Source organism: Candidatus Phyllobacterium onerii (genome assembly GCF_028331445.1).
GTDB lineage: Bacteria > Pseudomonadota > Alphaproteobacteria > Rhizobiales > Rhizobiaceae > Phyllobacterium > Phyllobacterium onerii.
This window is the reverse complement of sequence record NZ_JAQMHX010000005.1, coordinates 397,700-420,175: the sequence shown is the minus strand read 5'-3', so window position 1 is coordinate 420,175 and position 22,476 is coordinate 397,700. Positions and strand designations below refer to the sequence as shown.

At 54.9% G+C, this 22,476-nt stretch carries 23 protein-coding genes; 5 read left to right on the top strand and 18 right to left on the bottom strand.

The window, feature by feature from the left end:
- Positions 1 to 2 precede the first annotated feature (2 nt).
- The 3 genes from PHA01_RS14620 to PHA01_RS14610 form a co-directional block, all read right to left on the bottom strand.
- Positions 3 to 767 carry an MBL fold metallo-hydrolase gene (locus PHA01_RS14620; protein ID WP_271896613.1) on the bottom strand — a complete coding sequence of 255 codons (765 nt, stop codon included), beginning with the start codon at positions 765 to 767 and terminating at the stop codon, positions 3 to 5.
- Between the two features lie 111 nt (positions 768 to 878).
- The gene (ntrX, locus tag PHA01_RS14615) at positions 879 to 2,240 is read right to left on the bottom strand and encodes a nitrogen assimilation response regulator NtrX (protein ID WP_271896611.1); all 1,362 of its coding nucleotides are present in this window, start codon (positions 2,238 to 2,240) and stop codon (positions 879 to 881) included.
- 1 nt (position 2,241) lies between these two features.
- Positions 2,242 to 4,506 (bottom strand): sensor histidine kinase NtrY-like, encoded by a 2,265-nt coding sequence (locus PHA01_RS14610; RefSeq protein ID WP_271896609.1) that lies wholly within the window; start codon positions 4,504 to 4,506, stop codon positions 2,242 to 2,244.
- A gap of 283 nt (positions 4,507 to 4,789) precedes the next feature.
- Here PHA01_RS14610 and PHA01_RS14605 point away from each other — a divergent pair, with 283 nt between their 5' ends.
- From PHA01_RS14605 to PHA01_RS14595, 3 genes are all read left to right on the top strand, one after another.
- Complete coding sequence (locus PHA01_RS14605) at positions 4,790 to 5,764, top strand: aldo/keto reductase (RefSeq protein WP_271896607.1); 975 nt, start codon at positions 4,790 to 4,792, stop codon at positions 5,762 to 5,764.
- A 190-nt stretch (positions 5,765 to 5,954) separates the two neighbouring features.
- Complete coding sequence (locus tag PHA01_RS14600) at positions 5,955 to 6,743, top strand: GGDEF domain-containing protein (protein ID WP_271896605.1); 789 nt, start codon at positions 5,955 to 5,957, stop codon at positions 6,741 to 6,743.
- Between the two features lie 131 nt (positions 6,744 to 6,874).
- The gene (locus PHA01_RS14595; RefSeq protein ID WP_271896603.1) at positions 6,875 to 7,384 is read left to right on the top strand and encodes a DUF1993 domain-containing protein; all 510 of its coding nucleotides are present in this window, start codon (positions 6,875 to 6,877) and stop codon (positions 7,382 to 7,384) included.
- A gap of 60 nt (positions 7,385 to 7,444) precedes the next feature.
- Here the strand turns inward: PHA01_RS14595 and PHA01_RS14590 are convergent, their stop codons facing one another.
- From PHA01_RS14590 to dusB, 4 genes are all read right to left on the bottom strand, one after another.
- Complete coding sequence (locus PHA01_RS14590) at positions 7,445 to 7,921, bottom strand: YfbU family protein (RefSeq protein ID WP_271896601.1); 477 nt, start codon at positions 7,919 to 7,921, stop codon at positions 7,445 to 7,447.
- 200 nt (positions 7,922 to 8,121) lie between these two features.
- Positions 8,122 to 9,582, bottom strand: coding sequence for a nitrogen regulation protein NR(I) (ntrC, locus tag PHA01_RS14585; RefSeq protein ID WP_224506676.1), 1,461 nt, complete (start codon positions 9,580 to 9,582; stop codon positions 8,122 to 8,124).
- Between the two features lie 2 nt (positions 9,583 to 9,584).
- The gene (locus PHA01_RS14580; RefSeq protein WP_271896598.1) at positions 9,585 to 10,739 is read right to left on the bottom strand and encodes a two-component system sensor histidine kinase NtrB; all 1,155 of its coding nucleotides are present in this window, start codon (positions 10,737 to 10,739) and stop codon (positions 9,585 to 9,587) included.
- Entirely contained in the window at positions 10,739 to 11,728 is a 990-nt protein-coding gene (gene dusB, locus PHA01_RS14575; RefSeq protein WP_271896596.1) for a tRNA dihydrouridine synthase DusB, read from the bottom strand. The genes PHA01_RS14580 and dusB overlap by 1 nt, the downstream gene beginning before the upstream one ends.
- A gap of 202 nt (positions 11,729 to 11,930) precedes the next feature.
- Between dusB and PHA01_RS14570 the strand changes: the two genes are divergently transcribed.
- A complete protein-coding gene (locus PHA01_RS14570; RefSeq protein ID WP_271896686.1) occupies positions 11,931 to 13,124 on the top strand; it encodes a bifunctional 2-C-methyl-D-erythritol 4-phosphate cytidylyltransferase/2-C-methyl-D-erythritol 2,4-cyclodiphosphate synthase in 1,194 nt (397 codons plus the stop codon).
- The gene (locus PHA01_RS14565; protein WP_271896594.1) at positions 13,121 to 13,612 is read left to right on the top strand and encodes a CinA family protein; all 492 of its coding nucleotides are present in this window, start codon (positions 13,121 to 13,123) and stop codon (positions 13,610 to 13,612) included. The genes PHA01_RS14570 and PHA01_RS14565 overlap by 4 nt, the downstream gene beginning before the upstream one ends.
- A 9-nt stretch (positions 13,613 to 13,621) precedes the next feature.
- On the opposite strand, the gene PHA01_RS14560 is transcribed toward PHA01_RS14565, so the two are convergent.
- The 11 genes from PHA01_RS14560 to PHA01_RS14510 all read right to left on the bottom strand — a co-directional run bounded on the left by PHA01_RS14560 (position 13,622) and on the right by PHA01_RS14510 (position 22,381).
- Positions 13,622 to 13,855: a hypothetical protein gene (locus PHA01_RS14560; RefSeq protein WP_271896592.1), complete on the bottom strand. Its 234-nt coding sequence runs from the start codon at positions 13,853 to 13,855 to the stop codon at positions 13,622 to 13,624.
- 76 nt (positions 13,856 to 13,931) lie between these two features.
- Entirely contained in the window at positions 13,932 to 14,384 is a 453-nt protein-coding gene (locus PHA01_RS14555) for a type II toxin-antitoxin system RatA family toxin (RefSeq protein WP_112529215.1), read from the bottom strand.
- 3 nt (positions 14,385 to 14,387) lie between these two features.
- Positions 14,388 to 15,353 carry a lipoyl synthase gene (lipA, locus tag PHA01_RS14550; protein WP_112529217.1) on the bottom strand — a complete coding sequence of 322 codons (966 nt, stop codon included), beginning with the start codon at positions 15,351 to 15,353 and terminating at the stop codon, positions 14,388 to 14,390.
- Between the two features lie 10 nt (positions 15,354 to 15,363).
- Positions 15,364 to 15,642 carry a GlsB/YeaQ/YmgE family stress response membrane protein gene (locus PHA01_RS14545; RefSeq protein ID WP_271896589.1) on the bottom strand — a complete coding sequence of 93 codons (279 nt, stop codon included), beginning with the start codon at positions 15,640 to 15,642 and terminating at the stop codon, positions 15,364 to 15,366.
- 72 nt (positions 15,643 to 15,714) lie between these two features.
- The gene (locus tag PHA01_RS14540; RefSeq protein WP_376772172.1) at positions 15,715 to 15,978 is read right to left on the bottom strand and encodes a hypothetical protein; all 264 of its coding nucleotides are present in this window, start codon (positions 15,976 to 15,978) and stop codon (positions 15,715 to 15,717) included.
- Positions 15,979 to 15,999: 21 nt separating this feature from the next.
- Positions 16,000 to 17,445 carry a dihydrolipoyl dehydrogenase gene (gene lpdA, locus PHA01_RS14535; protein ID WP_271896587.1) on the bottom strand — a complete coding sequence of 482 codons (1,446 nt, stop codon included), beginning with the start codon at positions 17,443 to 17,445 and terminating at the stop codon, positions 16,000 to 16,002.
- 17 nt (positions 17,446 to 17,462) lie between these two features.
- Positions 17,463 to 18,101 carry an SGNH/GDSL hydrolase family protein gene (locus PHA01_RS14530; protein WP_271896586.1) on the bottom strand — a complete coding sequence of 213 codons (639 nt, stop codon included), beginning with the start codon at positions 18,099 to 18,101 and terminating at the stop codon, positions 17,463 to 17,465.
- 8 nt (positions 18,102 to 18,109) lie between these two features.
- A complete protein-coding gene (locus PHA01_RS14525) occupies positions 18,110 to 19,471 on the bottom strand; it encodes a pyruvate dehydrogenase complex dihydrolipoamide acetyltransferase (RefSeq protein WP_271896584.1) in 1,362 nt (453 codons plus the stop codon).
- Positions 19,472 to 19,486: 15 nt separating this feature from the next.
- On the bottom strand, positions 19,487 to 20,875 hold the full coding sequence (locus tag PHA01_RS14520) for a pyruvate dehydrogenase complex E1 component subunit beta (RefSeq protein WP_271896582.1): 1,389 nt from the start codon (positions 20,873 to 20,875) through the stop codon (positions 19,487 to 19,489).
- Between the two features lie 13 nt (positions 20,876 to 20,888).
- Entirely contained in the window at positions 20,889 to 21,920 is a 1,032-nt protein-coding gene (gene pdhA, locus PHA01_RS14515) for a pyruvate dehydrogenase (acetyl-transferring) E1 component subunit alpha (RefSeq protein WP_224506686.1), read from the bottom strand.
- A 128-nt stretch (positions 21,921 to 22,048) separates the two neighbouring features.
- Positions 22,049 to 22,381 (bottom strand): FtsB family cell division protein, encoded by a 333-nt coding sequence (locus PHA01_RS14510; protein ID WP_271896579.1) that lies wholly within the window; start codon positions 22,379 to 22,381, stop codon positions 22,049 to 22,051.
- Between the last annotated feature and the right edge of the window lie 95 nt (positions 22,382 to 22,476).

The following is a 22,476-nucleotide window of genomic DNA, read 5'->3' as shown; positions in this document are numbered from 1 at the left end:
TCTCATGCGTTTGGGGCGGAGAGGTGGAGAACCTCTCCATCGCTGGGAATAAGCAGCTTATGCTTAGCGATGTCGTGGGCGTTCGCATAGTCCTGCAGATCATCGCGGGAAACGGTCGCGTGATCCAACGCTTCCATATGCGTCGCAATGATTCTCGTATCTTCTGGAGCAATACGGCAGATCTCGATAGTCTGTTCGGCATCCATGACAATCAGCAGATCGTCCCATTCGGCACCGCAGGAATGGGTGATGATGATGTCTGGGGCAGATGTAGCGATTGTTTCGCGCACGGGCGGATAGAGGATCGTATCGCCAGCCCAATAGATCGATGGTTCGCCGTCTGCCTCGATCGTGAGGCCAATGACGTTTCCCATCTTTTCGAGCACAGGACCAGAGCCGTGATTGCCGTCGCGGCGAATTAAACGAATACCCTCATATGTCAATCTCTCAGTCAGTGGCGTCACGTCGGTGAAGCCGAATGACCGGATCTTTTCCTCGTCGCCTGGTTGGCAAACGAGAGGCAAATGTTTGGGAACCAGCTCCTGCGCGATCTTGTCGAAATGATCCGCATGCAGATGCGAAACAATGACGAGTTCCACTCCGGCAAGGATTTCATCCGTCGATACCGGAAGTTCGACCATTGGATTGGGTGAGCGGCCGGTGAAGGACGGACGGCTGTGCTTCGACCCGAAATCCGGATCAATCAGGATGGTCGTACCGGCGTAGTCAAGTTTCAGCGTTGCGTTGCGGAGGAGTTGCAATTTCATGGGGTTGCTTCTCTTTCTGGTGATGTTCCACGACATAGCATAAGGCGTTCAAGCAAATCGGGAGCAAGGATGTGCCCGACGTCGAAGGGCCGCCACAACTGGATGCTTTGATCAGACACCGAGGGACTTGAGCTTGCGGTGCAGTGCTGACCGTTCCATACCAACGAATTCGGCCGTGCGTGAGATGTTTCCACCAAAGCGATTGATCTGGGCGATCAGATATTCTTTTTCAAACCGCTCGCGTGCTTCGCGCAACGGCAGCGCCATGATGTGCTGGTCCGATTCCGTAGGTGGTTTTGGCAGTGTATCACCAATCTCGGCGGGCAGCAGATCAGCGGTAATCACCGATTCAGGATCGTCGCCCCGGGCAAGAATGATCAGGCGCTCGATATTGTTGCGCAGCTGGCGAATGTTGCCCGGCCATGAATGGGACTGCAGCACGGCCATTGCATCGGGGCCAATCTTTCGCGGCTTGATACCGGCCTGATCGGCGATCTGCCCCATAAAGAACTCGACAAGTGCAGGGATATCGTCACGCCGGTCAGCCAATGGCGGGACGATAACTGGAACGACCGCGAGCCGATGAAACAGATCTTCACGGAAACGTCCCTCGGCAATCATTGCCTCGAGGTTCTGTGCGGTCGAAGAAAGAATACGAACATCGACCTTGATCCGCTTGGTGCCTCCCACCCGCTCGAACTGCTGGTCCACCAAAACGCGCAGGATCTTGTTTTGGGTCTCCCGCGGCATGTCAGCTATCTCATTCAGATAGAGAATGCCGCCATGCGCTTCTTCCAGGGCGCCCACCTTGCGCTCACCACCATCGGATTCGGTGCCAAATAATTCGACTTCCATTCGTTCCGGTGTGATCGTTGCCGCGTTCAGATTGACGAAGGGTCCTTTGGAACGTGTCGAAAGGGCATGAATGGCACGCGCGGTCAGTTCCTTGCCTGCACCGGAAGGGCCTGTGATCATGATGCGGCTGTTGGTTGGCGCAACCCGTTCAATGGTCTGGCGAAGATGGTTCATGGAGAGCGAACTACCGAGAAGTTCAAAGCTTTCGCTCGAGCGCTTGCGCAGGTCGGAGACCTCGCGGCGCAGCTTCGATGTCTCCAATGCCCGCTCGGCAATCAGGATCAAACGGTCAGCCTTGAAAGGCTTCTCGATAAAATCATAGGCACCGCGGCGAATGGCCGAAACGGCTGTTTCGATATTGCCGTGGCCAGAAATCATAACAACCGGAATCTCCGGATGCCGCAGCTTGATCTCGTCCAGTAGCGCCAAGCCATCCAGGCGGCTGCCCTGCATCCAGATGTCGAGGAAAATCAACCGAGGTATGCGGTCGTCTATCGAAGCGAGCGCGCTATCCGCGTCGGACGCAACGCGGGCCTCATAGCCTTCGTCACTGAGAATGCCAGCCACAAGTTCACGGATGTCGACCTCATCGTCGACCACAAGAATGTCAGATGCCATATTAATTCACCTGTTTTGCCGATTTATCGGTCTCTGCTTCGACCGTTGTAACGGTCTGTGTGGTTGGAAAAGTCATGCGGATCATGGCGCCCCGGCCCCCGTAAAAATCTTCCGGCGCGTCATGCAATTCGAGATGTCCAGCGTGGTCCTCGACAATCTTTTTGACGATAGCAAGACCAAGTCCGGTACCCTTTTCGCGTGTCGTCATGTAGGGCTCGAGCAGCCGCTGGCGATGTTCGCGCGGCAGGCCTTTACCATTATCAAGTATCTCTACGACGATCGCCGCATCATCCTGTCTGGATCTGACAAGAATGTGTCCGTTCGCATGAGTCTCTTTCGCAATGGATTCAACGGATTCAGCAGCGTTCTTGATGACATTTCCGAAAGCCTGCCCCATCAAACGACTGTCGAATTGGCCGATGAGCGGGGTATTGCCAAAGTCGCGCTCGAAACGGATATCGCTGCGGCTGACCTCCACGAGGAAGGATGCCTCGCGCAGAGCCTCGCGCAAATCCATCGTTTTGATCTCCGGCTTCGGCATACGCGCGAAGGAAGAAAATTCATCGACCATGCGACCTATATCACCGACCTGCCGAATGATCGTTTCGGTACATTGGTCGAAAACTTCCCGATCTTCGGTAATCACCTTACTATAGCGGCGGCGCAGACGTTCGGCAGAAAGTTGGATCGGCGTCAGTGGATTCTTGATCTCGTGAGCGATGCGCCTTGCAACGTCAGCCCATGCAGACGAACGCTGCGCCTCGACCAGATCGGTGATGTCATCCACGGTCACAACGTAGGAATGATCAACCGATTCAGCATCTTCTACGGTAATCTGGACGTTGAAGGTCCGCGCGCTGCCGCGACGCGACATGGTCACCTGCTCGCGATAAACGGAGCGGCCCGTTGCATGCGCGACTTCGAAAACCAGTCCGATCTCCGGAACGAGCGCTGTCAGGTTCTTGCCAATCGCGGTTGCCGGGTCGAGCGATAGCATCGTTTCAGCAGACCGGTTGACAATGCCTATGACACCATCACCATTCACACTGATAACGCCAGCAGTCACACCCGAAAGGACCGCTTCGGAGAACCGTCGCCGCTCATCGATCTGATCTTTGGCGGCAACGAGATCACTGCGCTGCGTCCCCAACTGCCGAACCATTGTATTGAACGTCTGCGACAGAGAACCGATGTCCCCGTCGTTGCGATGCACGGGAACCGAGACATCGAGATTGCCCGTGGCCACGTCATCAGCAGCACCAATCAAAAGCCGGATGGGGCGCACGAGCCTGTCTGCAACAGCGATGCCAGTCCAGATCGCCGATAGGAGCAACGTCAGGGTCAGGCCGAAATAGAGCAGCGCAAAAAGGATCTGGGTGGTGACCCCGTCGCCGGCGGATGCTTGTTCGTCGGCGGTTCGTTTCTCCATCAGTCGGCTCGAACTGAGAATGTCCGCATCGACGGGCCTGACGGTATAGAGAAACAGACCCGGTATTTCACGCATCATGATGACTGCACTGAGAAGATTGGTTTGTTCCGGCGGAATAAGCACGGGTTTGCCGTCCGATGCGGTCTCCAATACCGACCTTGCTACTGCAGGTATGGCGATGTCGGTCTTGATGTCGGCGCGTACAGCGGTTTCACCATTTGACCTGACAAGTGACGCGCCAAGAAGCCCCCGCCCCAGCGCCTGTTGCGTGAGCAAACGGGTAAAGCCACTGCGATCAAGATTATAAAGCGTGCGCTGGCCATCAAGGTCATTGACCATTTCCAGCGTTGTGCCCTGCAAATTGCGGGCACTTTCCTGAATGTAGGAATTGGCAAGGCTGATCGACGAATTCACGATGGTCGTACTTCGCATCTCGAACCAGCGATCAAGTCCAAGATCGAGTGTAATGGACGCGACAATAGCGACGATCATTGCCGGCACGGCGGCGACGAGCGAAAACAGCACGATTAAACGCACGTGTAGGCGAGATGCGGCTTTCCCGCGTGTTCTGGCTCGCGCAATGCGGTAGGCTTCGCGTCCAATAAGCATCATGAGCGCCGCGATGAGAGCCGCATTGATACTTGTAAGCAGCAACGTGGTCTGGCTGTCCGGGTGGATCGGCGTCATTCCGGTCAGGATCAGAAAAGTGACGCCCGTCGTGAGGAGCGCGAGAACAACCGTGGCAATTCCGGCCCTTGAATAAAACTTCTGTATGCCGCCGCTTGTCGCGCCAGCTGCCGAATTTCCAGATAGATTGACCGAATTCGATAAAAGCATTGCTGTCGTGATTCCCAACACGTGGCACTCATGCAACACATTGTGGCGGAAATGCAACGTTTTGTCTCCGTACAACACGGAATATTCGACACTCACCCACAATTACAGGATCCGTAGCGGGACAACCTCGCGTCAATTTGTTGTTACAGGTTCATATCGGCATTTCAAAATTGACAAAACGGCTTACGACTGTGGAGACATCATCCATTTGCCGCCTTGCAAGAGCCGCCAGCAACAGGCTCTAATGTTTGTGCTTAGACTTTCTAGATAATGGAGAACTGAGATGGAATATGTACGTTTCGGAAACACCGGCCTGGAAGTCTCACGTATATGTCTCGGGTGCATGAGTTACGGCGAGCCCGATCGCGGCAACCATGCTTGGACGCTTTCAGAAGAAAAAAGCCGGCCATTCATCAAACAAGCGCTGGAACTTGGTATCAATTTTTTCGATACGGCAAACGTTTATTCAGACGGCTCCAGCGAGGAGATTGTTGGCCGTGCGCTCACCGATTTCAGTACGCGCGAAGAAGTTGTCATCGCCACAAAAGTGAACAGCAGGATGCGCCAAGGGCCGAATGGCGCAGGCCTTTCCCGCAAAGCCATCTTCGCGGAAATCGATGCGAGCCTGCGGCGCCTCGGTACAGACTATGTCGACCTCTACCAGATCCATCGCTTTGACTACGAAACGCCTATCGAAGAGACATTGGAAGCTCTTCATGAAGTCGTGAAATCCGGCAAGGCGAGGTATATCGGGGCATCTTCCATGTATGCCTGGCAGTTCGCTCAAATGCTTGCGACCTCCAGCCAGAAAGGATGGACACGCTTTGTTTCCATGCAAGACTACGTGAACCTGCTCTATCGGGAGGAAGAGCGGGAGATGTTACCGCTGTGCAAGGCTGAGGGCATTGCTGTCATTCCATGGAGCCCCCTCGCCCGCGGCCGGCTCACACGTGACTGGGACGAAACGAGCGCCCGTTCTGAAACCGATGAATTCGGCAAAACGCTTTATGCCGGTACTGAAGATGCTGACAAGAAGGTTGTAAGTGCAGTCGCAAAAATAGCGGAGCAACGGAAACTTCCCCGCGCGCAAATAGCACTTGCCTGGGTTTTGACTAAGGTTACTTCGCCTATAGTTGGCGCCACAAAAGCATCACATCTAGGTGATGCTGTTGCATCTCTTCAAATAAAATTATCTGGTGACGAAATTTCTGCACTGGAAGCGCCCTATATTCCGCATCGGGTCATGGGCTTTGTTTGATAGGAAATAGTTTTTAACGCTTAAGCGATAATTTGAGCCACAGGCGTGTTTATAAAACATGTGGCTGAAATAGTTTGCCTCAGTTGAACATCCGATAAAAAATAACAACAGTTAAAATTACACTCTTCGTAAAGAGCTTTCCTTATGGTCCTGTCGATATATGGAATAAGAACACACTCGGCGGACGGCAATGACGACCTACGATTTATGGATGACAAAATTCGGCGACTTGCCACCTTTAAAACAGGTCGCGATCATGGTCGGCATGGCGATTGCCGCCTCGGATTTGCTAACGGTTCTTTTCTTCCTGGTCGTAAGACTGGATCGTCTCGATGTGGCGCTCACCGTCACGACAATTATTGTTATTATCGTGAGCGTCCCGCTCGGCGCTTTTCTCGTCGGGCTCAATTATCGTCTGAAGCAAACCGCCTTAAGGCTCGACCTCGCCCTACGCAAAGATGATCTCACCGGCCTCTCGAACCGTAACGAATTCTACATGCAGGCGCAGAAACAGATTGCCTTGTGCGATCGGGAACAAAGTGCCGGCGCGGTCCTCTATATCGATGCTGATCATTTCAAGTCGATCAATGACCGGTACGGCCACGCCGTTGGCGATGGGGTGCTCCAGGAAATTGGAATTCTCATCCGGTCCACCATCGGCGAGTGGGATTTCGCCGCGCGGTTCGGCGGCGAAGAGTTCGCCATTTTTCTGACCGGTGCGGACCTTGGAAAGGCCGATTGGATCTCGCATCGGATTCTCACGGGTGTTCGGGATATCTCAAAATATCTCCGGATAAACGATCTCGACGTCACGGTAAGCGTTGGGATATCAATCCACCGACCTGGACAGGGTCTGGAGGAGGCGTTGGTTGCTGCTGACAAGTGCCTCTATGCGGCGAAGAACCAGGGGCGGAACCGTATAGTTCATGCCGATGATAGTCCCGCCACAATTTTTGAACCCAAGCTTCGCAAGATTTAGCGACCGGGTGGCCTTGAAAAAGAGAGCCTGCGACGTATTTGCGCTTGGCACTACCGATGTCACAACACGATAATCAATTCATCTCGATCATCGATTCTGCTAGTTCTGAAATGCTTCAAAGGAGCACGCCTATGTCCCTATCCATGCACAAGATTTCCGTTCCGGCATTTGTCCGTGGTTTCTCCGTTCTTTCATCACTGATCGACAAGGCCGAGGCATTCGCAGAAGAGAAGAAAATTGCTCCGGCCATTCTCGTCAACGCACGTCTGGCGCCCGATATGCTGCCGTTCGCCGGCCAAATCCAGCGGGCCAGTGATACATCGAAGGGCGTAATCGCCCGCCTGACGTCAGTCGAAGTTCCGAAATTCCCCGATGAGGAAGCTGATTTTGCCGAACTGCGCGAACGCATCGCCAAGACAATTGCATTTTTGGAGAGCGTCGATCCTTCAGCGCTTGATGGCACTGCGGATAAGGAAGTTACGCTGAAATTCGGCAAGTTGGGGGTAACGTTGAGTGGCGAAGACTACATTTTGAAATTCGTCCTGCCGAACTTCTATTTTCATGTCACGACAGCTCAAAACATTCTGCGCCACAACGGCGTGCCTGTCGGGAAACTCGACTACATCGGCTCATTGGGTTGAGCGTCAAGCCTGAATGATTGTGGCCGGCATTGCCGGCCACTTCATTTATATCTGTGTAGATCAAGCGACCAGATGTTCGATCTGGTCAGGGGAAAGCTCACGCTTTCTGCCAATTTCGTCCCAGCGCTTCAGCATGGTGCGATATTTCTCGAGCTGCAATTCCGGCCGGTTGTCAGGGCTGTTCGAGACTTCCTGCGGGAACTTCAGGATGTTGCTGAGGAAGTCGGCATAAGCGAAACGCTCGTCAGGCTGGCCGGAGCCAAAGCCAACAAACTCCGTCTTGCCCGGCATGTTGCTGGCCGCACCCCCGCTCGAAGCCTTTATTGCGCGAAACAGCGCAAGGATATCGTCCATTTCCTGAGCTTCTTCCTTGCTCAGTGTCCTCGTTGAAATTCCGAGATCTTCATAAAGACTCTCGAAACCCTTCTCCACGACTTCCTGATGCCGCGTGTAGAGGCTCGATTTTTGAGGATCAAGTTTCTTCAAGATTTCGTACTGATTGAACAACATCAATCGTTCTGCAAAACTGAACACCATGCACCTCCGTATGATCCAATGGCAATTGGGCGCTAACCGATTGCGTTTAATTCACGAGATTTCTGGTGATTACTCTGCACATACCCACCTTAAAAAGGCTCTGTTGCAGTAGTTACAATTTTATCTTCCGTTGATATTGTTAGAACTGGTGAATAATTTACTAATACTTAACGATTTCTTAAAGAGTAGAGACTGCCTATTCAGCGTTCGCTCTTGGTGCTCTTATAGATGTTGACGCCCAGTTCGCGGATTTTCTTGCGCAATGTATTGCGATTGAGTCCCAGCAATTCGGCGGCCTTGATCTGATTCCCATGTGTAGCCGTCAGGCAAGAAAGGATGAGTGGATATTCCATCTCCTCCAACACGCGTTGATAAAGACCGACGGGTGGCAGGTCGTCCCCATAGGAAAGGAAGTAGCGCTGCATGTTCAGTTCGACCGCCTGGCCGATAGTGACATCCTGGTCAGCCATCGAATTCGAAGATGGCTCGGTCGGCCGCAGATCGGCCTTGAGTTCTGCCTCAATGACGTCCGCATTAATCTCTTCCTGGGGGTAGAGAGCGGCAAGACGGCGGACAAGGTTTTCCAGTTCGCGCACGTTACCTGCCCAAGGGTAACGTCGCATAAGATCGAGGCCATCGGCCATGATACGTTTTTCAGGCAGACCGTCTTTCGCCGCCATCTTGAAAAAGTGCCGTACGAGATCCGGAATATCTTCGCCGCGTTCGCGCAAGGGTGGCAGACGCAGTGGCACGACATTGAGACGATAGTACAAATCTTCGCGGAAAAGGCCTTGATTGATCAGGGTGCGCAGATCCTTATTGGTGGCAGCAACAATGCGCACGTCGGTCTTGATCGGTGTGCGCCCGCCGACGGTCATGTATTCGCCCTGCTGCAAAACACGCAAAAGCCGCGTTTGTGCTTCCATCGGCATATCGCCGATTTCGTCGAGGAATAATGTGCCGCCGTCCGCCTGTTCAAAGCGTCCGCTCGACCGGTTCTGCGCGCCAGTGAAAGCCCCGCGCTCATGGCCGAACAATTCCGACTCGATAAGGTCACGCGGAATCGCTGCCATATTGATAGCGACAAACGGACCTTTGCGCCGGCGGCCATATTCATGCAGAGCCTTCGCCACCAGCTCCTTGCCAGTTCCGGACTCACCGGAAATCATCACCGTCAGGTCGGTCTGCATCATGCGCGCCAATACCCGATAAATATCCTGCATCGCCGGCGAGCGGCCGACCAGCGGCATTGTATCGGGTTGCTCGTCGGCAGCCCACTTCTCCGGCTTTTTCTTCGGTTCCGAAAGTGCCCGACCAACGATGCTGACCAGTTCCGTCAGATCGAACGGTTTGGGCAAATATTCGTAGGCTCCCGCCTCAGAGGCTCGAATGGCGGTCATGAAGGTGTTTTGCGCACTCATGACGATGACGGGCAGATCAGGCCGCGATTTTTTGATGCGTGGCAGAAGATCGAAAGCGTTTTCATCGGGCATCACCACATCGGTGATTACAAGATCGCCATCACCCGCCGATATCCAGCGCCACAAGGTAGCCGCATTCGACGTTATGCGGACGTCATAGCCTGCACGGGAGAGCGCCTGATTGAGGACCGTTCTGATTGCTGCGTCGTCATCTGCGACGAGAATACTGCCCAAACTCATAATCAGGACCCTGCTTTCTTCGTATATGGACTGTCGTCTGCATGGTCGTCATCGAGCGGACCGCTCTGCCACGCAGGCATGAGAATTCTGAATGTCGTCTTGCGCGGCACGGAATCGCATTCGATAACACCGCCATGGTCACCGACAATCTTGGCGACCAGGGCAAGGCCAAGTCCGGAACCATTGGGCTTCGTGGTTATGAATGGGTCGAAGAGATGCGGCATGATATCGGGCGTCACACCTGCACCCGTGTCCGAAACACAAAATTCGAGTGGCAGCGATACCCGAGTACGCATACCTGGAACAGACAGGCGGATACCTGGACGGAACGCGGTTGAGAGCGTGATTTCACCTGGCTCGTTGGAGCCAATGGATTCAGCTGCATTTTTAACGAGATTGAGGAACACTTGAACGAGCTGATCGCGATTTGCGAACACGTAAGGCAACGACGGATCATAGTCCTCGTGAAACTTGATATGGCTGGCAAAACCATTCTTGGCGATGGCTTTGACGTGATCCAGCACCACGTGAATATTCACCGCTTCCCGCTCTATCGGGCGTTCGTCGGAAAAAACTTCCATGCGATCGACGAGTGACACGATCCGGTCGGTCTCGTCGGTGATCAACCGTGTCAGCGCCCGGTCATCGTCGGAAAGGCCGGTCTCAAGCAATTGCGCAGCCCCCCGGATGCCCGAGAGCGGGTTCTTGATTTCATGCGCCAGCATGGATGCAAGGCCGGTAACGGAACGCGCGGCGCCGCGATGCGTCATCTGCCGATCGAGTTTTTCCGCCATCGAGCGTTCCTTGAAAAGGATGACGATCGAACCCGGCGATTCACTGACAGGAGTGACATAGAGATCGACAATCCGGTCTTGGCCGAGCCGTGGCGACGAGACATCGACGCGGTACTCATTAACGGGTGATGGGCTGTCGCGCACTTGCTTGACCAGCGCCAGCAGTGGGCTGCCGAACGGCAGGAGCATATCGAGCGTGTTGCGGCTCAAAATGTTGGCGCTTGAGCGGAAGAACGCTTCAGCATCGGCGTTGGCATAGGAAATATAACCTGCATCATCGAGCATGATCACCGGGTGCCGGATCGAATTCAGAACGATGCCCGCCAACCGGTCGCCCAGCATAGATTTATCCGATGCCGTCATCAGGCCACCTTCCTCATTTCTTCTGTATTTGTGAGCGCAGCGTGGAGACGTCGTGCAACCTGTTGGGGATTGGTTTCGGTCATGATCGATGCGCGGACAAGGGGTCCTACGTCGAATCCGTGTTTGTCGAGATACCAGCCAAGATGTTTGCGCGCATGGCGAATACCCGTGGCCTCGCCGTAATGCGAGAGCATCGCTTCGTAATGAGCGACTGCATAATCGGCGATCATGTGGCTGGCATCTGGTCCGCTTCCGTGAACGATTGTCCCTGGCAGCCAAGGTTGGCCGTAAGATCCGCGCCCTACCATAACAGCATCAGCTCCGGAGGCCTCGAGAATTGCCTTTGCATCGGCGCGGTTCTGGACGTCGCCATTGGCCACGAGAGGGATCGAAATGGCGTCCTTGACGGCACGAATAGCGTACCAGTCGGCTCTGCCTTCATAGAACTGGCAGCGTGTGCGGCCGTGCACGGTGATCATCTTGACACCGGCCTGCTCTGCACGCGCAGCCAGCTCCGGCGCATTGATGCTGGCGTCATCCCAGCCAAGCCGCATTTTCAACGTAACTGGAACCCGCACAGCCCCGATCGTTGCATCGATCAGTGTCAAAGCGTGATCGAGATCGCGCATGAGTGCCGAGCCCGACAAGCCACCTGTTACCTTTTTGGCGGGGCAACCCATATTGATATCGACGATATGAGCGCCCTCGCCTTCGGCGATCCGCGCTGCTTCAGCCATCCATCGCGTTTCACGGCCTGCGATCTGCACAACGTGCGTGCCCAATCCATCACCCCTGAGGCGCAATAGGTTGCCGCGTTCGCGCGTGCAAAGCTCTGCACTTGCAACCATTTCCGAGACGACCATGCCGGCTCCGGCCTGCCACGCCAACTGGCGAAACGGCAGGTCAGAGACGCCAGACATTGGCGCCAGAAACACGCGGTTCCGCAAATGTACCCCGCCGATATCCAGTGGTTGATCCAATTCGATCACGCGATTCTGCCTGTTTCGTATGCAATTTCGTAATAGCCTATCCTTTAGACAGATCGTTGCCTCTTCGCAAGGCATTGCGCACCGTGAATGGCCGGATTTCGACCCGGGCGTTGCTAAAGTTCTGGTCTTTCCGTTTGGCAAAGGGTAACGCAGTCTGCATCGAACGGAGAGAAGCGTGCCGGGGCAGTCTGACAATAAGGAAATGCGGGTAGCTGCGGTCATTGTAGCGGCCGGACGCGGTGAACGCGCAGGTCAAAGCGTTGAAGGACCAAAGCAATACCGCAAGATTGGCGGAGAGGCCGTTCTGGCGCACACGATGCGCGCATTTCTCGATTGCCCGTTGATCGACCACGTCGTTGTGGTAATCCACAAGGAAGACAATGCGCTGTTCGCCTTGGCTCTTGGAGATCATGCCGCAAGAGTTACTGCGGTAACAGGGGGGCCGACCCGCCAGGAATCGACACGTCTCGGGCTTCTGGCTCTCAAGGAGCAAACACCGGATCACGTGTTGATTCACGACGGTGTTCGCCCCTTTATCTCGACAGATCTACTGGAGCGGGTCATTTTCAATCTTACCCCGCATATTGGGGTCCTGCCGGTCCTTGCCGTGTCGGATACGTTGAAAGCTGCCGGACCGGACGCGATGGTCAGCGCAACGGTACCGCGCGCAGGCCTCTATGCAGCGCAGACTCCGCAAGCTTTTCCCTATTTGCCGATCCTCAATGCGCATAACGCAGCATTTGCAGCCGGCCGATCCGACTTCACCGACGATTCGGCCATCGCCGAATGGCATGGCCTGCCGGTGCGGATCGTTGAAGGATCAGTCGACAACACGAAATTGACCTGGGCAAAGGATATCGAAATGGCCGATGATCGCCTGTCGCAGAAGTATTCCGCATTTCCGGACGTGCGCACTGGAAACGGCTATGACGTGCATGCTTTCGAGCCGGGCAATGGCGTGATGCTTGCCGGCGTATTCATCGAACATGATCAAAAACTGTCCGGGCATTCGGACGCCGACGTAGCCCTGCACGCTTTAACTGATGCTCTGCTCGCAACACGCGGCGCAGGCGACATCGGCACACATTTTCCGCCGTCCGATCCGCAGTGGAAGGGCGCCGCCTCGCATATCTTCGTGGAGCATGCGGTAAAAATCGTCAAGGAGGCCGGCGGCCGGATTGCCAACGCCGATGTCACACTGATCTGCGAGGCGCCGAAAGTAGGCCCGCACCGTGCGGCGATGACCGCAGCATTGTCGAAAATGCTGGGAATTTCCGCGGATCGCATTTCTATCAAGGCTACGACCAACGAGAAGCTCGGCTTTATCGGCCGCAAGGAAGGCATTGCAGCCATTGCGACGGCATCTGTGATCTACCCGGGAGGGCTGCCGGAATGAGCGGGCTAATCGCAGAAGCCAAGGCAATTGCGGTCCTTGAAGGCTGCCGTCGCCACGGCATTCTGCTGGCCACAGCTGAATCCTGTACCGGTGGTTTGATCGCAGCGTCGCTGACAGATATCGGTGGCTCCTCCGATGTCGTGGATCGCGGGTTCGTCACCTATTCCAACGAAGCCAAGCACGAGATGATTGGCGTCCCGGCCGAATTGCTCGCCAAACACGGCGCGGTATCTGAGGAAGTCGCTTTGGCTATGGCCTCGGGAGCCCTTGGCCATTCAAATGCCGGGATCGCCATCTCCGTTACGGGGATTGCAGGTCCCGGTGGCGGCTCCGACGCCAAGCCCATAGGACTTGTCTGGTTTGGATTGGCGCTGAAGGGAAAACAGCCCATCACCGCGCGCCATCTGTTTGTTGATCACGGTCGCGCATCAATCCGCGATGCGGCCGTCAATGCTGCGCTTGATATGCTTTTGCGGGCGCTACGGTAGGACTATCGGTTACGCAGCAGATGGTAATAACAGCATCAGCGCGCCTATTGCAGCAACCACAAGGCCGGGCCAATTCGCTTTCAAACCAAGAAAACGCAGACCACGATGGCGCGGTTCAAGACCAGCAGAATCACTGTTGCGCGAATGGGATTCACTCATCTCACCGCGATAAACCGCAATTCCGGCCATATATAAAAGCCCGCAAACGACGAATAGCGCACCGATCAGTTTGGTCGTTAACATCACAACCTCCTTGCGATTAACGTAACGGATAGCTTGCGGTTTCGTTCCTGCGGTGCGGGCTGGGCAGCGTAGCGGATCACTTGCCGTAGATTGAGTCCGCCCTTTTTTCAAAAGCTTCGGTGAATTTCCTGAAGGCTATGTCGAACATCGACCCCATGAGAAAACCGAGCGTGCGGCTCTTGAATTCATAATCGATATAGAATTTCACCGCTGAATGTTCCGGATTTTCATCCGGGACGAATTGCCAGCGATTATCGAGATAGCGGAATGGCCCATCTATGTATTTGGTGATGATGACTTTCTCTTCGGGCTTCAAAAGAACCTGGCTGGTGAAGGTCTCACGGATCAGCTTATAGCCGACAGTCATGTCGGCAATCAGTAACGTCTTTCCATGACTTTCCTTGCGTGAACGCACTTTCAGACTCTCGCACATCGGCAGAAACTGCGGATAAGTCTCAATATCGGCGACCAGATCAAACATCTGTTCGGCGCGATGCTTCACATGGCGGGTCGTTTCAAATTTCGGCATCGGTCACGCGCGGTTTGCGTGCAGCGCCTCGCGTGCAGCCTTCAGCCTGGCAAAATCTTCACCGGCATGATGCGATGAACGTGTCAATGGGCTCGACGCAACCACCAGGAAGCCCTTGGTTTTGGCAATCGTTGCATAGGATTTGAATTCGTCCGGCGTTACATAGTTCAGCACGGCGTGATGCTTGCGCGTTGGCTGCAGATACTGGCCGATCGTCATAAAATCCACATCCGCCGAGCGCAGATCATCCATCAGCTGCAGCACTTCGTTACGCTCTTCGCCAAGACCCACCATGATGCCGGATTTTGTAAAGATCGTCGGATCGAGTTCCTTCACCCGCTGCAACAGGCGGATCGAGTGGAAGTACCGCGCGCCCGGACGAACTTTGAGATAATTGGACGGAACGGTCTCAAGGTTGTGGTTGAAGACATCAGGACGGGCTGCCACGACAATTTCCAAAGCGCCTTCCTTGCGCAGGAAATCCGGTGTTAGAATCTCGATGGTCGTGCCGGGCGAAATACGGCGGATGGCATGGATCACATCGGCAAAATGCTGAGCGCCACCATCGGCAAGATCGTCACGATCGACCGAGGTGATAACCACATGCTGCAAGCCCATCTTCAAGACGGCCTTACCCACATTCTCGGGCTCGTTTGGATCAAGCGCGGTTGGCAGACCAGTCGCGACGTTGCAGAACGCACAGGCACGTGTGCAAATTTCGCCCATGATCATGAATGTTGCGTGTTTCTTGTCCCAGCACTCGCCGATATTGGGGCAGCCTGCCTCTTCGCACACCGTGACGAGATTGTGCGAGCGCACAATATCACGCGTTTCCGAATAGCCTTTCGACACGGGCGCCTTGACTCTGATCCAGTCTGGTTTCTTCAGAATCTCCGAATCCGGGCGGTGCGCCTTTTCCGGGTGACGCAGGCGCCGCTTTTGATCGATCGTGTCGAGTACCGTTACCATTATAAAAGTCCTAGCTTGCGGGTCTGGCTTTGCCGAAGACCCACAGGATGAGAATTGCGCCAAGTGTCGCAACGATCAGGTTTCCAAAAAAGCCGTAGAAATTGAAATCCAGCAGACCTGCCAGCGTGCCGCCAACGAAAGAACCGGCAATACCGACAAGGATATTGGTCAAAAGTCCATGATTACGGTTCGTTGCCTTTTCCGCGATATAGCCGGCGAGGAAGCCGATAAGCAGCATTCCAAAGAAACCGACACCGGGCATGCCCATGATACCAACTGGCTGATCCATATGCTTCTCTCCCCACCCTTGTTTGCCGCAATCGCGGACGCAAAACCGCTTCACACTTTTGCTGCAATTGCTTTAGCGCCCTGATGCAATGGCAATGGCGCGCAACACCAAAGCCCATATAGCACCGAAAAGAAAACCACCCAACCCGCAAGCAAAGGTAACAATCCAGACACCAAGCCAACCGCCGATTGCCGTTCCATTGATGGATATGGTGTTGCCTGAAACCAGACTCAAGGCGGACGGCACAAACCCGAGCCCAAGGCCGATCAAGGTCGACCATTTGAGGATCGCCCATGAAAGGTTGATCCAGGGTCTGCTATCCTTGATGGTGACCAAAAGCCAAATTCCCTTCGTTGCTTACGCGTTTAACACACGGCCATAGGCATCCAGCACGCTTTCCTTCATCATTTCCGACAAAGTCGGGTGCGGGAAGACAGTGTGCATTAATTCCTCTTCGGTCGTTTCGAGGTTCATGGCGACGACGAAGCCCTGGATAAGTTCTGTGACTTCCGCACCGACCATGTGAGCGCCGATCAGCTGGCCTGTCTTCTTATCGAAGATCGTCTTCACCAGACCCTGATCTTCGCCAAGCGCAATCGCCTTCCCGTTTGCCGCAAACGGGAAACGCCCAACGCGAACCTCGCGGCCATTTTCCTTGGCCTTCGCTTCAGTGAGGCCAACGGACGCAACCTGTGGCTGGCAATAGGTACAGCCAGGAATCTTGTCCTTTTCAATAGGATGAACGCCGGGGAAGTTTGCAATCTTCTCGATACAGATCACACCTTCATGCTCCGCCTTGTGCGCCAGCATCGGTGGGCCGGCAACGTCGCCAATAGCATAAACGCCGGGCACGTTGGTCTTGCCATAACCGTCGATGACGATGCAACCACGATCGGTCTTTACGCCCAAAGCCTCGAGCCCGAGATTTTCGATATTTCCCTGAACACCAACCGCCGAAATCAGTCGGTCCGCAGTGATCTTCTCTATTTTGCCGTCCTTGGTCTCGACATGCGCGGTAATTGAATTCGCGGCTTTATCGACCTTCGTCACCTTGGCGTCGGTAATGATCTTCATACCCTGCTTTTCGAACTGCTTGCGAGCGATCCCGGAGATTTCGGCATCCTCTACAGGCATAACGTTTGACAGGAGTTCCACGACAGTCACCTCTGCGCCCATGGAGCGGTAGAACGACGCGAATTCGATCCCGATCGCACCAGATCCCATGACCACGAGTGATTTCGGCATCTCCGGCGGCACCATTGCTTCAAAATAGGTCCAGATCAGCTTTCCGTCTGGCTCAATGCCCGGCAGTGCGCGCGGGCGAGCGCCAGTGGCGAGAATAATATGATTAGCCGAGTAAGTACCTTCTCCCAACGTATTCTTTGGGAGTGGCGGCTGTGGCTCCATCGGCTTTTTCGAGGTCTTCGAGACAACGATCTCGCCTGGCTTTGAAAGCTTGGCCTCTCCCCAGATCACATCAACCTTGTTCTTCTTCATCAGGAATCCCACGCCGGCATTGAGTCGACCCGAAACACCGCGTGACCGCTGAACGACAGCTTTGACATCGGCGGAAATCTTTCCCTCGATGGTCAAGCCGTAATCCTTGGCATGCTGGCCATAATGAAAAATCTCTGCCGAACGCAAAAGGGCCTTGGTCGGGATACAACCCCAGTTCAGGCAGATGCCGCCAAGATGTTCACGCTCGACGATTGCGGTCTTGAAACCGAGCTGTGCGGAGCGAATGGCGGTAACGTAGCCGCCCGGGCCCGAACCAATGATGATCACGTCGTAATTATTGGCCAAGACCTTGGTCCTCCTGCTTAAAGCTCGAGTATATCTCGAACGATGGGTACAATGGCTTTACCGATTGCCCGTGTATTCTCTGCATCAAGATGTACGCCATCTAATGGCGATGTTCTGGCGACCGAGCCTGCATCGAAAAACGCACAATCGGCAAGTTCAGCGGCATTCTTGTAAAAGACAGCGAGCAGGCGTGACTGTTCGATGCCCTGTTCGAAAGTCCGTTGGAAGTCCAGTTCGTCAATCGCCGTTAGGGCCGGAGGCGACATGATCAAGATTTTCGGCGGCTTTGCGTTCATTTGATACGGCGCCGTGCGAACGATCTCGATCAAACGTTGCATGCCGCGTTTGGTGCCTTGTGCGTTGCCGCAAATGAAATTCTTCATGTCATTGCTACCGAGCATGATAATCACGAGATCGAGCGGAAAATGCGCGCCGAGTACTGTGGTCAGCGTCTTGGCGCCGTTGCGCTCGAAACCGGACAAATGGTCGTCAAAAGCCGTCGTGCGGCCATTCAAACCATCGGTAACGACGTGAACTCTGTTCCCGAGTTCAGTTTGAAGGACCTCCGGCCAGCGATCCTTGAGCGCATGGCGACCCGATCCATCGGGAACGTATCCCCAGGTCAGCGAGTCGCCATAGCAAAGGACCGTTTTCATGGTACCCCTCAAACCAGCATGCCCATCGGGTTTTCAATGTGGCGCTTGAAGGCCTGAGCAAGTTCTGCACCCAAGGCGCCGTCAACAGCACGGTGATCGGTCGAAAGCGTTACGGACATAACGGTTGCAACTTTGATCTCGCCCTTCTTGACTACCGCCCGCTCCTCGCCGGCGCCGATGGCAAGAATGGTTGCGTGCGGTGGGTTGATGATGGCCGCAAAGTCCTTGACGCCAAACATGCCAAGGTTAGAGACGGCTGTCGTTCCGCCCTGATATTCCTCGGGCTTGAGCTTGCGGTCGCGAGCGCGCTTGGCAAGGTCCTTCATCTCATTTGAAATGGCGGAAAGCGTCTTTTCTTCAGCCTTGCGAATGATCGGCGTGATCAGGCCTCCGGGAATGGAGACAGCGACGCCAACATCCGAATGCTTGTGCTTGACCATGTTAGCTTCCGTCCAGGAGACATTCGCCTCAGGAACATCGCGCAGCGCCAACGCCATCGCCTTGATGATCATGTCGTTGACGGAGAGCTTGTAGACTGGAACATCGCCCTTTTCCGTTTTGCGCATTGGTGAAGCGGCGTTGATCTGCGCGCGAAGAGCCAAAAGCGCATCGAGCTCACAATCCACCGTCAGATAGAAATGCGGAACAGTCGACTTGGCTTCGAGCAGACGCTTGGCGATGGTTTTGCGCATGCCGTCATGCGGTACGAGCTCGTAAGAGCCTTGCTCGAACAACTTGAGCACTGCATCGTCAGACATCGGCTTCGGTGCCGCCGGCGCTGCGGGGGATGGGGCGGCTCCCGCAGCAGGAGCCTTGGCGCTACCACCGGAAATCGCCGCCTCGACGTCCTTCTTGATCACGCGGCCATGCGGGCCCGAACCTGTCACAGCGGTAAGATCGATACCTGCATCCTTGGCAATCCGCCGTGCAAGCGGCGACGAAAATGGACGATCGCCAGTCTTCGCAGGTGCGGAAGCTGCCGCCGGCGCCGGTGCAGCGGCCACCTGCGGTGCTTCAGCCTTCGCGGCTTCAGGTGCAGCTGCAGCCTTCTCGTCTTTTTTCGGTGCTTCCGCTTTGGCTGGCGCCGCTGCGTCGCCGCCGCCTTTGGCAGCTGCCGCGACGTCCTCGCCCTCGCCCGCCAGAATGGCGATCAGCGCGTTAACCTTGACGCCTTCAGTACCGGCAGGAACAACTATCTTGGCCACAGTTCCTTCGTCAACCGCTTCCACTTCCATCGTCGCCTTGTCGGTCTCGATTTCGGCGATGACATCACCGGACGTGACCTTATCGCCTTCCTTGACCAGCCATTTGGCAAGATTGCCTTCTTCCATCGTAGGAGAAAGCGCCGGCATGGTGATATTTATCGGCATATCGAGTTCCTCCCCTTAGGCGGTGTAGGTCACAGCTTTGACGGCGTCGATGATTTCCTGAACATTGGGCAAAGCCAGCTTTTCAAGGTTTGCCGCATAAGGCATCGGCACATCCTTGCCGGCGATTGTCAGGATAGGTGCATCGAGATAATCGAAGGCCTGCTGCATGACGCGGGTTGCGATTTCCGTGCCAACCGAAGACTGCGGGTAACCCTCTTCAATCGTGACGCAACGTCCCGTCTTCTTCACCGATTCAATGACTGTTGGAATGTCCATCGGCCGGATCGTCCGCAAATCGATGATTTCCGCGTCGATACCCATCTTCGCAAGCTCGGCTTCCGCCTTTACCGTGTAATTCATGCCGATGCCGAAGGAGACGAGCGTTACGTCCTTGCCCTTCTTGTGAATACGGGCCTTGCCGATCGGGAGAACAAAATCGTCGAGCTTCGGCACATCGAACGAGTGACCGTACAGTATTTCATTTTCGAGGAAGATCACCGGATTTGGATCGCGGATGGCGGCCTTGAGCAGGCCCTTCGCATCGGCAGCCGAATAAGGCATCACGACCTTCAGACCCGGAATATGGCTGTACCAGGCGGCGTAACATTGCGAGTGCTGGGCAGCGACACGGGCGGCAGCGCCGCTTGGACCACGGAACACCATTGGTGCGCCCATCTGGCCGCCAGACATATAAAGTGTCTTGGCCGCGGAATTGATGATCTGGTCAATTGCCTGCATGGCGAAGTTGAAAGTCATGAACTCGACGATCGGACGCAGACCCGTCATCGCGGCACCTACACCAACACCGGCAAAGCCGTGTTCTGTGATTGGCGTATCTACAACGCGGCGCGGGCCGAACTCGTCGAGCAAGCCCTGCGTGATCTTGTAGGCACCCTGATATTCAGCAACTTCCTCACCCATAACGAAGACGTTGGGGTCGCGACGCATTTCTTCCGCCATCGCGTCGCGCAGCGCTTCGCGGACAGTGGTGGAAACCATCTCGGTACCCTCGGGAATATCCGGGTCAGCAGCCACTTCGGCCTTTGGCGCTGCAGGAACGGACGCAGCAGGCTTTTCCGCCTCTCCTTCCTGTTTCGGCGCTTCTTCCGCAGGCGCTTCAGCATTCGCCGCCTTGGGCGCGCTTACGGCATCGGCACTTTCGCCTTCACCAAGCAAAACGGCAATCACCGCATTGACTTTTACGTTGTCGGTGCCTTCCGGAACGAGGATCTTGCCCAGGGTTCCTTCATCGACAGCCTCGACTTCCATCGTCGCCTTGTCGGTCTCGATCTCAGCGAGCACATCACCGGAAGTGACCTTGTCGCCTTCTTTTTTCAGCCATTTCGACAGTTTGCCCTCTTCCATAGTCGGCGAGAGCGCGGGCATCAGAATTTCTACAGGCATGATAGCGCCTCCCTTAGAGCAGAATGTCGGTGTAAAGCTCGGATGGATCCGGCTCAGGATCGGACTGGGCGAAATCGGCGGCATCGGCCACGATATCGCGAACGTCCTTGTCGATCTTCTTCAGGTCGTCCTCAGTGGACCATCCGTTTTCGATCAACCGGTGCTTCACCTGCTCTATGGGATCATGGTCGGAGCGCATTTTCTGCACTTCGTCCTTGGAACGGTATTTGGCCGGATCCGACATGGAATGGCCGCGATACCGGTAAGTCTGCATTTCAAGAATCATCGGCCCCTTGCCGGAACGTGCCCAGGCTGCGGCCTCTTCACCTGCGGCATTGACCGCACGCACGTCCATGCCGTCGACTTGAATTCCGGGAATATTGAATGAGATACCGCGCTTGGAAAAATCGGTCTCGGCCGAAGCGCGCGAAACCGATGTGCCCATCGCGTAACGATTGTTCTCGATGATATAGATAACCGGCAGCTTCCACAGGGAAGCCATGTTGAAGCTTTCGTAGACCTGGCCCTGATTGGCAGCACCATCGCCAAAGTAAGCCAGCGAAACATTGCCGTTATCGCGATAGCGGTTGGCGAAGGCGAGACCGGTACCGAGCGAAACCTGCGCACCGACGATGCCGTGACCGCCGTAGAAATGCTTCTCCTTGGAGAACATGTGCATTGAACCGCCCTTCCCCTTGGAAAGGCCGCCGCGCCGTCCTGTCAACTCCGCCATGACACCGCGCGGACTCATGCCGCAAGCCAACATGTGGCCATGGTCGCGATAGCCGGTGATAACCTGATCACCTTCCTTCAGCGACATTTGCATGCCGGTGACGACAGCTTCCTGACCGATGTAGAGATGGCAGAAACCACCGATGAAACCCATACCGTAGAGCTGACCGGCCTTTTCTTCAAAGCGGCGGATCAGCAGCATGTGCCGGTAGGCTTCTAATTCTTGTTCCTTGGTAAACTGGATCGGTTTTGGTGCTTTAATAGCGGAGGTCTGCGCAGAACGCGCAGGGCTTTTTTTCGCCCTCGTGGCCATATCTCACTCCCTGTGAATTGGTCGCACGAGAATAGCAGCAGGGGCGGAACTTACAATATGCAGAATCGAATAAGTGCTATGCAAATAAGATGTTCAAAATACAGGGAAAAACGTCGATTAACCAGAGTTCAGTTAATAGATAAATCGCCGGAGCCACGCATGATAGTGACTTCGTCCGGCCGAGATACATTCAACCCCTTGCGGGCCTGTTCGTCTAGCATATCCTTCTCGATCGTACCATCATGCATAAGTTGAACCTGGCGTTCAAGCTCGGAACGCGTTGCCTTGACCGCGTCGAGTTGCGCCTGCAGCAACTGGGTCTGCTCTTGCAGTTTGATAGTCGAATAGAGTCCATATTCGCCATGATATGCGTGAAAACCAAAATAGGCAAAAAACAGAGTAGAGAGCAACGGAACGATCAACCGCCCCCGTTTGGTTTTTTTTCGCTGTTTTGTCCACATTTCCATAGACCCGCAAACTCAAGGTATCAGACTCGATCGCCCGATTTTTCACCAGTCCATAAGACAATGTTTTGCTTAACAGGCGATTACCAAGG

Bases quoted from the DNA above. Each gene is read 5' to 3' on its own strand.
- PHA01_RS14555 (WP_112529215.1), bottom strand. From the start codon at position 14,384: ATGCCGAAATTTGAAACGACCCGCCATGTGAAGCATCGCGCCGAACAG.
- PHA01_RS14510 (WP_271896579.1), bottom strand. From the start codon at position 22,381: ATGTGGACAAAACAGCGAAAAAAAACCAAACGGGGGCGGTTGATCGTT.
- ntrX (WP_271896611.1), bottom strand. From the start codon at position 2,240: ATGGCATCTGACATTCTTGTGGTCGACGATGAGGTCGACATCCGTGAA.
- PHA01_RS14620 (WP_271896613.1), bottom strand. From the start codon at position 767: ATGAAATTGCAACTCCTCCGCAACGCAACGCTGAAACTTGACTACGCC.
- ntrC (WP_224506676.1), bottom strand. From the start codon at position 9,582: ATGAGTTTGGGCAGTATTCTCGTCGCAGATGACGACGCAGCAATCAGA.
- PHA01_RS14610 (WP_271896609.1), bottom strand. From the start codon at position 4,506: ATGCTTTTATCGAATTCGGTCAATCTATCTGGAAATTCGGCAGCTGGC.
- PHA01_RS14530 (WP_271896586.1), bottom strand. From the start codon at position 18,101: ATGAAAACGGTCCTTTGCTATGGCGACTCGCTGACCTGGGGATACGTT.
- PHA01_RS14595 (WP_271896603.1), top strand. From the start codon at position 6,875: ATGTCCCTATCCATGCACAAGATTTCCGTTCCGGCATTTGTCCGTGGT.
- PHA01_RS14590 (WP_271896601.1), bottom strand. From the start codon at position 7,921: ATGGTGTTCAGTTTTGCAGAACGATTGATGTTGTTCAATCAGTACGAA.
- PHA01_RS14560 (WP_271896592.1), bottom strand. From the start codon at position 13,855: ATGTTAACGACCAAACTGATCGGTGCGCTATTCGTCGTTTGCGGGCTT.
- PHA01_RS14605 (WP_271896607.1), top strand. From the start codon at position 4,790: ATGGAATATGTACGTTTCGGAAACACCGGCCTGGAAGTCTCACGTATA.
- PHA01_RS14570 (WP_271896686.1), top strand. From the start codon at position 11,931: ATGCGGGTAGCTGCGGTCATTGTAGCGGCCGGACGCGGTGAACGCGCA.
- lipA (WP_112529217.1), bottom strand. From the start codon at position 15,353: ATGGTAACGGTACTCGACACGATCGATCAAAAGCGGCGCCTGCGTCAC.
- PHA01_RS14520 (WP_271896582.1), bottom strand. From the start codon at position 20,875: ATGCCTGTAGAAATTCTGATGCCCGCGCTCTCGCCGACTATGGAAGAG.
- PHA01_RS14580 (WP_271896598.1), bottom strand. From the start codon at position 10,739: ATGACGGCATCGGATAAATCTATGCTGGGCGACCGGTTGGCGGGCATC.
- pdhA (WP_224506686.1), bottom strand. From the start codon at position 21,920: ATGGCCACGAGGGCGAAAAAAAGCCCTGCGCGTTCTGCGCAGACCTCC.
- PHA01_RS14525 (WP_271896584.1), bottom strand. From the start codon at position 19,471: ATGCCGATAAATATCACCATGCCGGCGCTTTCTCCTACGATGGAAGAA.
- PHA01_RS14565 (WP_271896594.1), top strand. From the start codon at position 13,121: ATGAGCGGGCTAATCGCAGAAGCCAAGGCAATTGCGGTCCTTGAAGGC.
- PHA01_RS14545 (WP_271896589.1), bottom strand. From the start codon at position 15,642: ATGGATCAGCCAGTTGGTATCATGGGCATGCCCGGTGTCGGTTTCTTT.
- PHA01_RS14600 (WP_271896605.1), top strand. From the start codon at position 5,955: ATGACGACCTACGATTTATGGATGACAAAATTCGGCGACTTGCCACCT.